The organism is Bradyrhizobium sp. SOJA106 (genome assembly GCF_059448745.1).
In genome coordinates this window covers 386101-398985 of sequence record NZ_CM182549.1, presented here as the reverse complement: position 1 = coordinate 398985, position 12885 = coordinate 386101, and the positions used below count along the sequence as shown (strand labels likewise).

The 12885-nt window shown below is 65.0% G+C and carries 11 protein-coding genes; 3 read left to right on the top strand and 8 right to left on the bottom strand.

All coding sequences use genetic code 11. The features are described from left to right. Positions 1 to 14: 14 nt before the first annotated feature. From AC5V87_RS01915 to AC5V87_RS01905, 3 genes are all read right to left on the bottom strand, one after another. Positions 15 to 890 (bottom strand): F0F1 ATP synthase subunit gamma, encoded by an 876-nt coding sequence (locus AC5V87_RS01915; RefSeq protein WP_456841903.1) that lies wholly within the window; start codon positions 888 to 890, stop codon positions 15 to 17. 174 nt (positions 891 to 1064) lie between these two features. Further along, positions 1065 to 2594, bottom strand: coding sequence for a F0F1 ATP synthase subunit alpha (atpA, locus tag AC5V87_RS01910; protein ID WP_456841902.1), 1530 nt, complete (start codon positions 2592 to 2594; stop codon positions 1065 to 1067). Next, positions 2594 to 3154, bottom strand: a complete 561-nt coding sequence (locus tag AC5V87_RS01905) for a F0F1 ATP synthase subunit delta (protein WP_456841901.1) — start codon at positions 3152 to 3154, stop codon at positions 2594 to 2596. The genes atpA and AC5V87_RS01905 overlap by 1 nt, the downstream gene beginning before the upstream one ends. A gap of 660 nt (positions 3155 to 3814) precedes the next feature. Between AC5V87_RS01905 and AC5V87_RS01900 the strand changes: the two genes are divergently transcribed. After that, the gene (locus tag AC5V87_RS01900; protein WP_495369819.1) at positions 3815 to 4318 is read left to right on the top strand and encodes a septal ring lytic transglycosylase RlpA family protein; all 504 of its coding nucleotides are present in this window, start codon (positions 3815 to 3817) and stop codon (positions 4316 to 4318) included. Positions 4319 to 4523: 205 nt separating this feature from the next. Here AC5V87_RS01900 and AC5V87_RS01895 read toward each other — a convergent pair whose 3' ends face one another. Beyond that, positions 4524 to 6734, bottom strand: a complete 2211-nt coding sequence (locus tag AC5V87_RS01895; protein ID WP_456841899.1) for a primosomal protein N' — start codon at positions 6732 to 6734, stop codon at positions 4524 to 4526. A gap of 123 nt (positions 6735 to 6857) precedes the next feature. On the opposite strand from AC5V87_RS01895, the gene AC5V87_RS01890 reads away from it, so the two are divergent. Next, positions 6858 to 7823 (top strand): tyrosine recombinase XerC, encoded by a 966-nt coding sequence (locus tag AC5V87_RS01890; RefSeq protein WP_456841898.1) that lies wholly within the window; start codon positions 6858 to 6860, stop codon positions 7821 to 7823. 121 nt (positions 7824 to 7944) lie between these two features. Then, entirely contained in the window at positions 7945 to 8535 is a 591-nt protein-coding gene (locus AC5V87_RS01885; protein ID WP_456841897.1) for a DUF4337 domain-containing protein, read from the top strand. A 203-nt stretch (positions 8536 to 8738) separates the two neighbouring features. Here the strand turns inward: AC5V87_RS01885 and AC5V87_RS01880 are convergent, their stop codons facing one another. Genes AC5V87_RS01880 through odhB form a run of 4 tightly spaced genes read right to left on the bottom strand, consistent with a single transcriptional unit; the run spans position 8739 to position 12817 of the window. After that, positions 8739 to 9269, bottom strand: coding sequence for a hypothetical protein (locus tag AC5V87_RS01880; protein WP_495369818.1), 531 nt, complete (start codon positions 9267 to 9269; stop codon positions 8739 to 8741). Between the two features lie 33 nt (positions 9270 to 9302). After that, a complete protein-coding gene (gene lpdA / locus AC5V87_RS01875) occupies positions 9303 to 10703 on the bottom strand; it encodes a dihydrolipoyl dehydrogenase (RefSeq protein ID WP_456841895.1) in 1401 nt (466 codons plus the stop codon). A gap of 58 nt (positions 10704 to 10761) precedes the next feature. Then, positions 10762 to 11523: an SDR family oxidoreductase gene (locus AC5V87_RS01870; RefSeq protein ID WP_456843503.1), complete on the bottom strand. Its 762-nt coding sequence runs from the start codon at positions 11521 to 11523 to the stop codon at positions 10762 to 10764. 52 nt (positions 11524 to 11575) lie between these two features. Continuing rightward, the gene (odhB, locus tag AC5V87_RS01865) at positions 11576 to 12817 is read right to left on the bottom strand and encodes a 2-oxoglutarate dehydrogenase complex dihydrolipoyllysine-residue succinyltransferase (RefSeq protein WP_495369817.1); all 1242 of its coding nucleotides are present in this window, start codon (positions 12815 to 12817) and stop codon (positions 11576 to 11578) included. Positions 12818 to 12885 lie beyond the last annotated feature (68 nt).

The window sequence follows — 12885 nt, the reverse complement described above, 5'->3', positions numbered from 1 at the left end:
AATTTCGTTTCCGGTCAGACTGCTTCTGCGCCGGAGATGATTTCGATGAGTTCCTTGGTGATCTGAGCCTGACGCGTGCGGTTGTAGACCAGCGTCTGCTTGCGGATCATTTCGCCGGCGTTGCGGGTGGCGTTGTCCATCGCCGACATCTGCGCGCCGTAGAACGAAGCGTTGTTCTCGAGCAGGGCGCGGAAGATCTGCACCGCGAGATTGCGCGGCAACAGGCGCGTGAGGATCTCGTCCTCCTCCGGCTCATATTCGTAAGAGGTCGCGCTGCCGTTCGCACCGCCTTCCTCGACAACCAGCGGAATGATCTGCTGGGCGGTCGGGACCTGCGCGATCACCGACTTGAACTGCGAGTAGAACAGCGTGCAGACGTCGAACTCGCCGGCGTCGAAACGGGCCAGCACCTTCTTGGCGATGTCCTCGGCGTTGACGAAACCGAGCTGGCGCACGCTACGCAGGTCGAGATGCTCGACGATCTGCCTGTCGAACTGGCGGCGCAACTGCTCGTAGCCCTTGCGGCCGACGCAGAAGAATTTGACTTCCTTGCCCTGCGCGCTCAGCGCCAGCGCGCGCTCGCGGGCGAGACGCACGATCGAGGAGTTGAAGGCGCCGGACAGGCCGCGCTCGCCGGTGCAGACCAGCAGCAGGTGCACCTGATCCCTGCCAGTGCCGGCCAGCAGCGTCGGCGCACCGGGCGAGCCCGCGGCGGCGCTGGCGATGTTGGAGATCACCGCGCTCATCTTGTCGGCGTAGGGACGCGCGGCTTCCGCCGCGGTCTGCGCGCGGCGCAGCTTGGAGGCCGCGACCATCTGCATGGCCTTGGTGATCTTTTGCGTCGCCTTGGTGGAGGCGATGCGGACGCGCATGTCTTTAAGTGACGCCATTCTTCGTTCACCCCGGCGGCCAGCCTGTGGCTTGACCGCGACCCTATCCTTTCGTCATGCCCGGGCTTGTCCCGGGCATCCACGTCTTCTCCCCCACGCAGCGACGCGTGGATGGCCGGGACATCAGAGGCGAAGACGCGCTTCGCGCTTTAGCCCGGCCATGACGGTTCTCTATTACGCGAAGCTCTTGGCGAAACCTTCGACCACCGACTTCAGCTTGGCGGCGGTGTCATCCGAGAGGTCACGGCTGTCGCGGATCGCGTTGAGGATGTCGACGTGCTTGCCGCGCAGCAGCGAGAGCAGACCGTCCTCGAACGCACGCACCTTGTTGATCGGGAGCGGATCGAGATAGCCGTTGGTGCCGGCCCAGATCACGCAGACCTGCTCTTCCATCTTCAGCGGCGAGAACTGCGGCTGCTTGAGCAACTCGGTCAGGCGCGAGCCGCGATTCAGCAGGCGCTGGGTCGAGGCGTCGAGGTCGGAGCCGAACTGCGCGAAGGCCGCCATTTCGCGGTACTGGGCGAGCTCGCCCTTGATCTTGCCGGCGACCTTCTTGGTGGCCTTAGTCTGCGCCGACGAACCCACGCGCGACACCGACAGACCGACGTTCACCGCGGGACGGATGCCCTGGAAGAACAGGTCGGTTTCCAGGAAGATCTGGCCGTCGGTGATCGAGATGACGTTGGTCGGGATGTAGGCCGACACGTCGTTGGCCTGGGTTTCGATGACCGGCAGCGCCGTCAGCGAGCCCGAGCCCTGGTCCTTGTTCAGCTTCGCCGCGCGCTCGAGCAGGCGGGAGTGCAGATAGAACACGTCGCCGGGATAGGCTTCGCGGCCCGGCGGGCGGCGCAGCAGCAGCGACATCTGGCGGTAGGCGACGGCCTGCTTCGACAAGTCGTCGTAGATGATGACCGCGTGCATGCCGTTGTCGCGGAAGTACTCGCCCATGGTGCAGCCGGTGAAGGGCGCGATGTACTGCATCGGCGCCGGATCAGACGCTGTGGCAGCGACGACGATCGAGTATTCGAGCGCGCCCTGCTCTTCCAGCACCTTCACGAACTGCGCGACAGTCGAACGCTTCTGGCCGACCGCGACGTAGACGCAGTACAGCTTGATGTTCTCGTCCGGCTGCGCGTTCAGCGGCTTCTGGTTCAGGATGGTGTCGAGCGCGATCGCGGTCTTGCCGGTCTGGCGGTCGCCGATGATCAACTCGCGCTGACCGCGGCCGATCGGGATCAGGGCATCGATCGCCTTGAGGCCGGTCGCCATCGGCTCGTTCACCGACTTGCGCGGAATGATGCCGGGCGCCTTGACGTCGACGCGCATGCGCTTGTCGGCCTGGATCGGACCCTTGCCGTCGATCGGATTGCCGAGCGCGTCGACGACGCGGCCGAGCAGGCCCTTGCCGACCGGCGCGTCCACGATGGCGCGGGTGCGCTTGACGGTCTGGCCTTCCTTGATCTCGCGGTCGGCACCGAAAATAACGACGCCGACGTTGTCGGTTTCGAGGTTCAGCGCCATGCCGCGGGTGCCGTTCTCGAACTCGACCATTTCACCGGCCTGGACGTTGTCCAGACCATAGACGCGGGCGATGCCGTCGCCGACGGACAGCACCTGTCCGACTTCGGAGACTTCAGCTTCCTGGCCGAAATTCTTGATCTGGTCCTTGAGGATCGCGGAAATTTCCGCGGCGCGGATGTCCATCAGCCTGCCTCTTTCATCGCGTGCTTGATCGAATTGAGTTTGGTGCGAAGCGAACCATCGACCATGCGGCTGCCCAGCTTGACGACGAGGCCACCGATGATCGCGGGATCGACTTTCACGTTCAGCGCGACGTCCTTGCCGGTCACCGACTTCAGGGCAACCTTGAGGGCGTCGAGATTCTTGTCGGAGAGCGCCTCCGCCACGGTCACGTCGGCCGTCGTCTCGCCCTTGAACTTGGCGACGAGGGCGCGATAGGCGCGGATGACGTCAGCCACCGCGAACAGGCGGCGGTTGGCGGTCAGCACCTTGAGGAAATTGGCGGAGATGCCGGCAATGCCGGCCTTGTCCAGAACGGCCGCGAGCGCCTTGGACTGGGCGTCGGCGGCGAACACCGGGCTGCGGACGAGGCGCTTGAGATCGGCGCTCTCGTTCAGCATTGCATCGAATTTGTCGAGATCGGCTTTGACCTCGTCGACCACTTTCTGGTCGCGGGCCAGTTCAAACAAGGCCGTTGCATAACGGCCCGACACACCTGAAACGGACGTATCTTCTGCAGCCACAGACGCGCTCTTTTTGCTGTCAAACTCGCAAGGGAAAAACCGTCGCCACGAAGCGGCGCCTAGCGATCCAAGCCCTTGGAATTCAAGCGGGACTTCGATTTTCGGCCGACACGGGAGGTGCCGGGTCCGTTAAAATCGCGGCTTTGCTAACATAGCAGGCGCGCACGTGCAACATGACGCCAAATTAAAGGCATGAGGTTCGTTCGCCAGTTCGTCGCAGCATCTCGCGCGAAATGACGAGCTGTCGGGTGACCTGCCCGGCAGCCTGCCGTGCCACGGAATTGCCTTGAGCCTTACGACCGCATCCCGCCACTTTGTTCCTGCCCTCAGCGCATAGCGGCCATGAACACGGATCGCTGAGGCGTGACCTCCGGCCCTCCTGTTCCGCGTCCCGAATACTTATCGAATTCTAAAGATCGGGAACGACAACTTCGATCCACAGTATTCGTAAGTAATGCGGAAGTTAACGAATTATTAAAATTCAAGACCACGGGACATCGGCTGCAATATCGGTGCCAGTCACAAGATGTTTCACGACGAAACATAACGAATTTACTGCCCAATTCATGCCTCATTGGGAATCGAAACGCCGTCCCGCTCACAAACTGATGGGGGCTCCACTTGCCACATATGTGGCAATACTAGCTTAGGGACCAATAGATGCTGTCTTTGAAGACGCTGGGCTCCGTGACCCAGCCGCGCACGGCGATTGCCTTTGTTGCCGCAACTCTCATCGTCGGTGGAACTGCCACCGAAGCTTCCGCCAAGTCCCGGCATCACCGGCACTCGCATCATCACCGCCACCACGCCCAGGCTGACACCAACGCCGGCGCGGATTGGCGCAGCGCCAATGCGTCGATGAACCCGTCCACGGGCACCGGCCGCAGCTTCTCCGGCATGGCCTCCTACTACGGCAACGAATCCGGCAGCCGCACCGCCTCGGGCCAGCGCTTCAATCAGAATGCCCTGACCGCGGCGCACCGTTCGCTGCCGTTCGGCACCAAGCTCCGCGTCACCCATGGCGGCCAGAGCGTCATCGTCACCATCAATGACCGTGGCCCGTTCATCCGCGGCCGCGTGCTCGATCTCTCCACGGGCGCCGCCCGCGCCATCGGTCTCACCGGCGCCGGCGTCGGCCGCGTCACCGCGGAAGTCATCTCGTAAGGCGTTCAAGACGCCTCACATCGCCCGCGCAGATTTCATCAGTTTGATGCGCGCGCGAAACAAGCCCGCGGTCTTGGGGGACCGCGGGCTTTTTATCGTCACCCCGGGGCGATGCGCAGCATCGAACCCGGGATCTCGAGATTCTCAGGTGCGCAACTGCGCACCATAGTTCACGCTTCGCGTGCCCCGGAATGACGGTAGGGACCTACAAAAAGCTCTGCGGATCGACGTCGACTTCGAGCTTCAGATTGCCTGTCGGCTTCGGGCAGACCGCGAGCCAGTTGCGCAAATAATCCGAGAGATCAAAGCCGCGCGCGGACTTCACCAGGATGCGGAAGCGGTAACGGCCCTTGATCACGGCGAGCGGGGCTTCCGCGGGGCCCAGCACCACGACGCGCTCGTCGCGCGGGGCGAGCGCAACGAGCTTGCGGCCGAAGCCATCCGCGCTCGGGCGGTCGCCCGCGGAGATGATGAGGCTCGCGAGGCGGCCGAACGGCGGATAGAGCGTCTTCTCACGCAGCTCGATCTCGCTGTCGTAAAAAGCCTCGCGGTCGCAGGCGATCAGCGCCTTCATCACGGGATGATCGGGCTGATGGGTCTGGAGATAACCGACGCCGCGGCCCTGCTCGCGGCCGGCGCGACCGATCACCTGATTGAGCAATTGCCAGGTGCGCTCCGCCGCCCGCGGATCGCCATTGCTAAGGCCGAGATCCGCATCGACCACCCCGACGAGATTGAGCCGCGGGAAGTTGTGGCCTTTCGCGACGAGCTGCGTGCCGATGATGATGTCGACGCGGCCTTCCGCGATCTCGGCGAGTTCCGAGCGCATCGTCTCGATCGAGGTGATGAGATCGCTCGACAGCACCATGGTGCGTGCGTCCGGGAACAGCGCGGCGGCTTCCTCCTGCAAACGCTCGACGCCGGGGCCAACCGCGACCAGGGATTCCTCTGCCGAGCAGTTCGGACAGAGATGCGGTCGCGGCATCGAGAAGCCGCAATGGTGGCAGACGAGGCGCTGGCGGAATCTGTGATCGACCAGCCAGGCATCGCAGATGGTGCAGGCGAAGCGATGGCCGCAGGCGCGGCACAGCGTCAGCGGCGCATAGCCGCGACGGTTAAGGAACAAGAGCGCCTGCTCACGCCGCTCGATCGCGGTCCTGATCTCGCCCGCAAGCCGCGGCGAGATGAAGCGGCCGCGTGCGGGCGGCTCGCGGCGCAGGTCGATGGCCTCGATATGCGGCATGTGCTGGCCGCCGAAACGCGAGGGCAGCGCGATGCGTTGATAGCGGTTCTTGCGCGCATTGACCTCGGATTCGACCGAGGGCGTTGCGGAGGCCAGCACGATCGGGATCTTTGCGATATGCGCGCGCACCACCGCCATGTCGCGGGCGTGATAATGCACGCCCTCGTCCTGCTTGTAGGCCTGGTCGTGCTCTTCATCGACGACGATGAGGCCGAGATTGGCATAAGGCAGAAACAGCGCCGAGCGCGCGCCGACCACGACGGGGGCTGATCCTTCGGAGATCGCCGCCCAGTTGCGCGCGCGGGTGCGCGGCGTCAGCTCGGAGTGCCATTCGATCGGGCGTACGCCAAAACGCTGCGCAAAGCGGTCGAGGAACTGGCCGGTGAGCGCGATCTCCGGCATCAGGATCAGGGACTGTTTTCCGCGGCGGATGGTTTCCGCAACGGCCTCGAAATAGACCTCGGTCTTGCCGGAGCCGGTGACGCCGTCGAGCAGCGCGACGTGGAACGTGCCATTGGCCGCGAGCGCGCGCATCGCATCGACGCCGGCACGCTGCAGCGGCGAAAAATCCGGACGGCCGAATTCGGGATCGGGAGCCGGCGGCGGCGGAGGCGGCGGCATCGGCTCGACCGTGAGCGTGCCTTCATCGACGAGGCCGTCGATCACGCCGGCGGAGACGCCGGCTTCCTTGGCCGCCTCGGATTTGCCGTGCAGCAGCCGGTCCGACAGCAGCTCGATCACGCGCGCCCGCGCCGGCGTCAGCCGCCTGGGGGGATCACCGACGAGGCGCACGCCGGGGCGCACCCGCTCGGGACCCAAATTCTCGCCCATGCGCAGGCACATGCGCAGCACCATGCCGCGCGGGCTCAGGGTGTAATTAGCGACCCAGTCGACGACCGATCGCAATTCGGGTCTCAGCGGCTGGATGTCGAGCTTCTCGCTGACCTCCTTGAGGCGGTTGTGCAGGCGTGGATCGGGATTGGCGTTCTCGCCCCAGACCACGGCCAGCACCTCACGGGCCCCAAGCGGCACCCCGACGAGATCGCCCGCCTTCAGCTCCATCCCGCGTGGCACCTTGTAGGAATAGGTCTGGTCGAGCGCGACCGGCACCAGCACGTCGACCATGCGGGTCGCGTTGGCGGGGACGGCGTTGCTGCGCGGCGAATGATCCATCAACGGTCTTTGGAGGGAGAATCGGAACCCTGCAGCCTTCAGGCTAGCGCCGTGGCGCGGCCTTAGCGAACAGTAAACTGGTGTGATGCGATATACTGTGCGGAATCATTACGTCCAGAGCGCATGAGCAAAGCGGCCGCCCCCCAGATCGAGCTCGCCAGTGCCGATCCCTCGATCGCGCAGGAGATGGCGCGCTGGCTGGCGCATCTCGGTGCCGAGCGGCGGCTTTCGCCGAAGACGCTGGAGGCCTATGGCCGCGACTTGCGGCAGTGTCTCGATTTCCTTTGCGGTCATTGGGGCGAGCGCGTGACGCTGGCGCGTTTCGCATCGCTTGAAGCCACCGACATCCGCGCGTTCATGGCGATGCGCCGCGCCGACGACATCGCCGGCCGCAGCCTGATGCGCGCGCTGGCGGGCCTGCGCTCGTTCGGCCGCTTCCTCGAGCGCGAAGGCAAGGGCAAGGTCGGCGCGCTCTCCGCGATCCGTGCGCCGAAGGTGGCGAAGAGCCTGCCGAAGCCGCTACCGATGGCGTCGGCAAAGCGTCTTGCCGATGCCGACGAGCGCGCCGGCGAAGAACGCGAGACCTGGATCCTGGTACGCGATGCCGCGGTGATGGCGCTGCTGTATGGCTCGGGCCTGCGCATCTCGGAAGCGTTGGGATTGAAGCGCCGCGAGGTGCCGCGTCCGGGCGAAGGCGACGTGCTGATCGTCACGGGCAAAGGCAACAAGACCCGCATGGTGCCGGTGCTGCAGAACGTGCTCGAACTGGTGCAGGAATATGTTTCGATGTGCCCGTATCCGCTGCCGGCGGAAGGGCCGATCTTCGTCGGCGCACGCGGCGGACCGCTCAGTCCGCGCATCATCCAGCTCGCGATGGAGCGCCTGCGCGGCGCGCTAGGGCTCCCCGACAGCGCCACGCCGCATGCGCTGCGCCATTCCTTCGCCACGCATCTGCTCTCGCGCGGCGGCGACTTACGCGCCATCCAGGAATTGCTCGGCCATTCCTCGCTCTCGACCACGCAGGTCTATACCGGCATCGATTCGGAGCGGTTGCTGGAAGTCTATGCCAGCGCGCATCCAAGACGCTGAGCTGCCTCTGAACCAGCGCTGAATAGCCGCGCGGTTCTGACATGAAGCTGTCACAGCGTGCGTGCCTCTTGCGCAGCGCCCGCGGTTCGGTCAATCGTTGGGAGCCACGACAGGAGGATTTATGAGCGCACATGAAAGCATGGAGCATGCCGAGCACGCCGAACACGCGTCCGGCTCGAACAAGAAGATCGCCCTGCTGATCGCCGTGCTGGCGCTGTTCTTGGCGATCTCGGAGACGCTCGGCAAGGGTGCGCAGACCGAAGCGATCAGCAAGAACGTCGAGGCCGCCAATCTCTGGGCGTTCTTCCAGGCCAAGAGCATCCGCCGCACCGTGGTGGTGACCGCAGCCGAGCAGGGCAAGCTCACGCTCGGCGCCACCACCGAGGACGCGCAGAAGGCGGCGGTGCAGAAACAGATCGACGACTGGACCAAGACCGCGCAGCGCTACCGCTCCGAGCCGGAGACCGGCGAAGGCACCGAGCAGCTCGCCGAGAAGGCCAGGCATGCCGAGCACGAACGCGACGAGGCGACCGCGAAGTACCATCATTTCGAGCTGGCATCGGCCGCCTTCCAGATCGGCATCGTGCTGGCCTCGGCCACCATCATCACCGGCATGATCGCGCTCGCCTATGTCGGCGGCATCCTGACGCTCGCCGGCATCGTCATGACCGCGCTCGGCCTGTGGTGGCCGCACCTGCTGCATCTGCATTGAGGGGGCTCAAGGCGCGGCGGCGACACTGCTAATTCCGTCATCCTGAGGTGCGAGGGCCGCGATACAACGCACCGCGGGCGGAGCCTCGAAGGATGAACGGCCACCGCTATAGCCGCGAGGCAAGAGCCGGGCCGTCGCCCTTCGAGTGCCGCTGAAGAAGCGAGCCACCTCAGGGTGGCGGTGTGAGATGAATGTGCCGGCGCTCACCGCGCCTCGTGCACGCTCTTTCTGAAACGCTGGATCAGGCGCAGCGTGCGTGACGACCAGCCTTCGCCGTTGCCGGCGACCAGCTCGCGGACGCGGCGCTTGACCGGGTCGACCAGCTCGGAGGCCTTGGCGCGGACCTTGAGCACCAGCTCATAGAGCCGCTCGAACCAGTGCATCTCCAGCAGCTTGTCGCGGGTGACGTCGAACACGAAGGCGGTGACGCCGACGCCCAGCAGCTTTGCGAACAGGAATGTGGAGACGCCGCTCAGCCAGTATTCGTGCGTGAGCAGATAGAGGCCGATCAGCTTGAGCGGAAACAGCGGGATGATCGGTACCGCGAACACGATCAGCGTCATAGCCGGCGGCAGCGCATCTACGCGCTCCGTCAGCCATTGCTTGAACCGTGCGAGCGGAATGGCTGCGACAACCCGCGCGACGATCGGCTCGAGATGGTCCCACAGCCAGGCTTCGATCAGGAAGACGATCGCCAGCAGGACCCAGACCGGTTGAAGGAGGCGGCGCAGCATGTGTTTCCCGCCCGATTCGGAGCTGGGCGCGGCCTACATATGGATAGCCCGCTTGCCGACTGCAAGCGCGGCTTCCTTGACGGCTTCCGAGCGGGTCGGATGCGCGTGGCAGGTGCGGGCGAGATCTTCCGCACTGCCGCCGAATTCCATGAGAACACAGGCCTCATGGATCATTTCACCGGCCTCGATGCCGATAATGTGCACGCCGAGCACGCGATCGGTCTTCGCATCTGCGAGAATCTTCACAAAACCATCAGTCGTTTGGTTGACCTTGGAGCGGCCGTTGGCGGTAAAGGGAAACTTCCCGACGGTATAAGCGACGCCCGCCTGCTTCAGCTCCTCCTCGGTCTTGCCGACCGAGGACACTTCCGGCGTGGTATACACGACGCCTGGAATAACGTCGTAATTCACGTGGCCGGCCTGGCCGGCGATGATCTCGGCAACCGCAACGCCTTCATCCTCGGCCTTGTGCGCGAGCATCGGGCCTGCGACGACGTCGCCGATGGCATAGACGCCCTTCAGGCTGGTGGCGAAATGCGGATCGATCTGGACGCGGCCGCGATTGTCCAGCGCAACGCCGGCTTCCTTCAGGCCGAGCCCATCCGTGTAGGGCACGCGGCCGATGCACACGAGCACGACGTCCGCCTCGATGGTCTCGGCCGCGCCACCCGCAGCCGGTTCGATTTTCGCAAGCAGTGCCTTGCCGTTCGCTTCGACGCCGGTGACCTTCGAACCAAGCTTGAACGCAAATCCCTGCTTTTCGAGGATGCGCTGGAACTGCTTGGCGATCTCGCCATCCATGCCGGGCAGGATGCGATCCAGGAATTCGACGACCATGACCTCGGACCCGAGTCTGCGCCACACCGAGCCGAGCTCAAGCCCGATCACGCCGGCGCCGATGACCAGCAATCTGCCCGGCACCTTGTCCAGCGACAGCGCGCCGGTCGAGGAGACGATGCGCTTCTCGTCGATCTCGATACCCTTGAGGCGCGCGATGTCCGAGCCGGTGGCGATCACGATGTTCTTGGTCTCGACGATTTGCGACTTGCCGTCGGCGGAGACTTCGACCTTGCCGGTGCCCAGGATCTTGCCGGTGCCCTTGAGCACGTCGACCTTGTTCTTCTTCATCAGGAACTCGACGCCCTTGACGTTGCCGTCGATGCCCTGCTGCTTGAAGTTCATCATTGCGGGAAGATCGAGCTTCGGCGAGGAGACCGACACGCCCATCTTGGCGAAGGAGTGCCCGGCTTCCTCGAACATCTCGGAGGCGTGCAGCAGCGCCTTCGAGGGCATGCAGCCGACGTTGAGGCAGGTGCCGCCGAGCGTCGCGTTCTTTTCGACCACGGCGACTTTCATGCCGAGCTGGCTGGCGCGCACCGCGCAGACATAACCGCCCGGTCCGGTGCCGATGACGACGAGATCGTAGGTAGCCATGAGAGAAAGTCCCGTAAGGTTTGGCGTGATGAGGATGTGTCAGCGTCCGCGCGGCGCGTCAGCGTCCGCCGGACACATCGAGAATGGCTGAGGTGACGTAAGACGCCTCGTCCGACAGCAGCCAGACGATGGCATTGGCGATTTCGTCGGCGGTGCCGACGCGCTTCATCGGCACCAGATGGGCCAGACGATGGGCGCGGTCGGGCTCGCCGCCGGCGGCGTGGATCTCGGTGTCGATCAGGCCGGGGCGAATGCCGGCGACACGAATGCCTTCGCTCGCGACCTCATAGCCGAGGCCGATGGTGAAGGAATCGATCGCGCCCTTCGACGCCGCGTAGTCGACATAGGTGTTGGGCGAGCCGAGCTTGGCAGCGACGGACGACAGATTGACGATGACGCCGCCCTTGCCGCCGTGCTTGGTCGACATCCGCTTCACCGCCTCGCGCGCGCAGAGGATCGAGCCGGTGACGTTGACGGCCATGACGCGCTGGATGCGCTCGGCCGACATCTCGTCGACGCGCACGCCGCTCTTGCCGACGATGCCGCCATTGTTGACGAGCGCGCCAAGCGTACCGAACTTGTCCGCTTCCTTGAACAAATTGAGGATGTCGCTTTCCTCGGCGACATCGCATTTCACCGCGATGGCCTTGCCGTTGCTGGCCGCGATCGTGGCTACGACCTCGTCGGCGGCCTGCTTGTTGCTGGCATAGCCGACCACGACGCGGTAGCCGCGCGCGGCCGCCGCAAGCGCGGTCGCCCGCCCGATGCCGCGGCTGCCGCCGGTGATGACAACGACCTTATCCGTCACGCGCGCCTCCATGGTTCGACACGCGCCGTCGCGCATGGCGACGGCGCTCGCAGAGCATCGGGGATCAGAGATCGAGCACCAGGCGCGCCGGATCTTCCAGGCTCTCCTTGACGCGAACCAGGAAGGTGACGGCTTCCTTGCCGTCGATGACGCGGTGATCGTAGGACAGCGCCAGATACATCATCGGACGGACCTCGATCTTGCCGCCGACGACCATCGGCCGCTCCTGGATCTTGTGCATGCCCAAAATGCCGGACTGCGGCGCGTTCAGGATCGGGGTCGACATCAGCGAGCCGTAGATGCCGCCATTGGTGATGGTGAAGGTGCCGCCCTGCATCTCGTCGATCTTGAGCTGGCCGTCACGGGCGCGGCGGCCGAAATCGGCGATGCTCTTCTCGATGTCGGAGATCGACTTGTGGTCGCAGTCGCGCACCACGGGCACGACGAGACCCTTGTCGGTGCCGACGGCGACGCCGATGTGATAGTAGTTCTTGTAGATCAGGTCGCTGCCGTCGATCTCGGCGTTGACCGCCGGGATATCCTTCAGCGCCTGCACGACGGCCTTGGTGAAGAAGCCCATGAAGCCGAGCTTGGCGCCGTGCTTCTTCTCGAACGCATCCTTGTAGTGGGCGCGCAGCGCCATGACATTGGTCATGTCGACCTCGTTGAAGGTCGTGAGCATGGCCGCGGTGTTCTGCACGTCCTTGAGGCGGCGCGCGATGGTCTGGCGCAGACGGGTCATCTTGACGCGCTCTTCGCGGGCAGCGTCATCGGCCGGCGACGGCGCGCGCACCTGCACGGCGGCGGCGGGCTGGTTGACCGGGGTCGGCGCGGAGGCGGCGCGCTCGATCGCAGCAAGCATGTCGCCCTTGGTGACGCGGCCGTCCTTGCCCGAGCCCGGAACGGTGGAGGCGTCGATGCCGCTCTCGGCCGAAATCTTGCGCACGGACGGGGCGAGCGGCGCATCGGCCGGCGGCGCCTTGGCGGCCGGAGCAGGCGCGGGAGCAGCAGCCGCAGGAGCGGGAGCTGCAGCAGGCTTGGCAGGCGCGGCGGCGGACTTGGCAGCGCCGACACCGTCGGTGATCTGGCCGAGCAGCGCGCCGACCGCAACGGTCGCGCCGTCGGCGGCGATGATCTCGCTCAGCGTGCCGGCGGAGGGCGCCGGGACCTCGATGGTAACCTTGTCGGTTTCGAGCTCCACCAAGGGCTCGTCGACGGCGACCGGGTCGCCGGCCTTCTTGAACCAGCGGCCGATGGTGGCCTCGGTGACGGATTCGCCGAGCGTCGGCACACGAATTTCAGTCATGGTCTTTTCCTTAAGGAGATCGCAGTCGCGGTCATGAATTTTACAGGTGTCATGCCCCGCGAAGGCGG

What these genes read in the sequence shown, in the direction of transcription:
- AC5V87_RS01890 (WP_456841898.1), top strand. Translation starts at nt 6,858, where the DNA reads ATGAGCAAAGCGGCCGCCCCCCAGATCGAGCTCGCCAGTGCCGATCCC.
- AC5V87_RS01900 (WP_495369819.1), top strand. Translation starts at nt 3,815, where the DNA reads ATGCTGTCTTTGAAGACGCTGGGCTCCGTGACCCAGCCGCGCACGGCG.
- AC5V87_RS01915 (WP_456841903.1), bottom strand. Translation starts at nt 890, where the DNA reads ATGGCGTCACTTAAAGACATGCGCGTCCGCATCGCCTCCACCAAGGCG.
- AC5V87_RS01870 (WP_456843503.1), bottom strand. Translation starts at nt 11,523, where the DNA reads ATGGAGGCGCGCGTGACGGATAAGGTCGTTGTCATCACCGGCGGCAGC.
- atpA (WP_456841902.1), bottom strand. Translation starts at nt 2,594, where the DNA reads ATGGACATCCGCGCCGCGGAAATTTCCGCGATCCTCAAGGACCAGATC.
- lpdA (WP_456841895.1), bottom strand. Translation starts at nt 10,703, where the DNA reads ATGGCTACCTACGATCTCGTCGTCATCGGCACCGGACCGGGCGGTTAT.
- AC5V87_RS01895 (WP_456841899.1), bottom strand. Translation starts at nt 6,734, where the DNA reads ATGGATCATTCGCCGCGCAGCAACGCCGTCCCCGCCAACGCGACCCGC.
- odhB (WP_495369817.1), bottom strand. Translation starts at nt 12,817, where the DNA reads ATGACTGAAATTCGTGTGCCGACGCTCGGCGAATCCGTCACCGAGGCC.
- AC5V87_RS01880 (WP_495369818.1), bottom strand. Translation starts at nt 9,269, where the DNA reads ATGCTGCGCCGCCTCCTTCAACCGGTCTGGGTCCTGCTGGCGATCGTC.
- AC5V87_RS01885 (WP_456841897.1), top strand. Translation starts at nt 7,945, where the DNA reads ATGAGCGCACATGAAAGCATGGAGCATGCCGAGCACGCCGAACACGCG.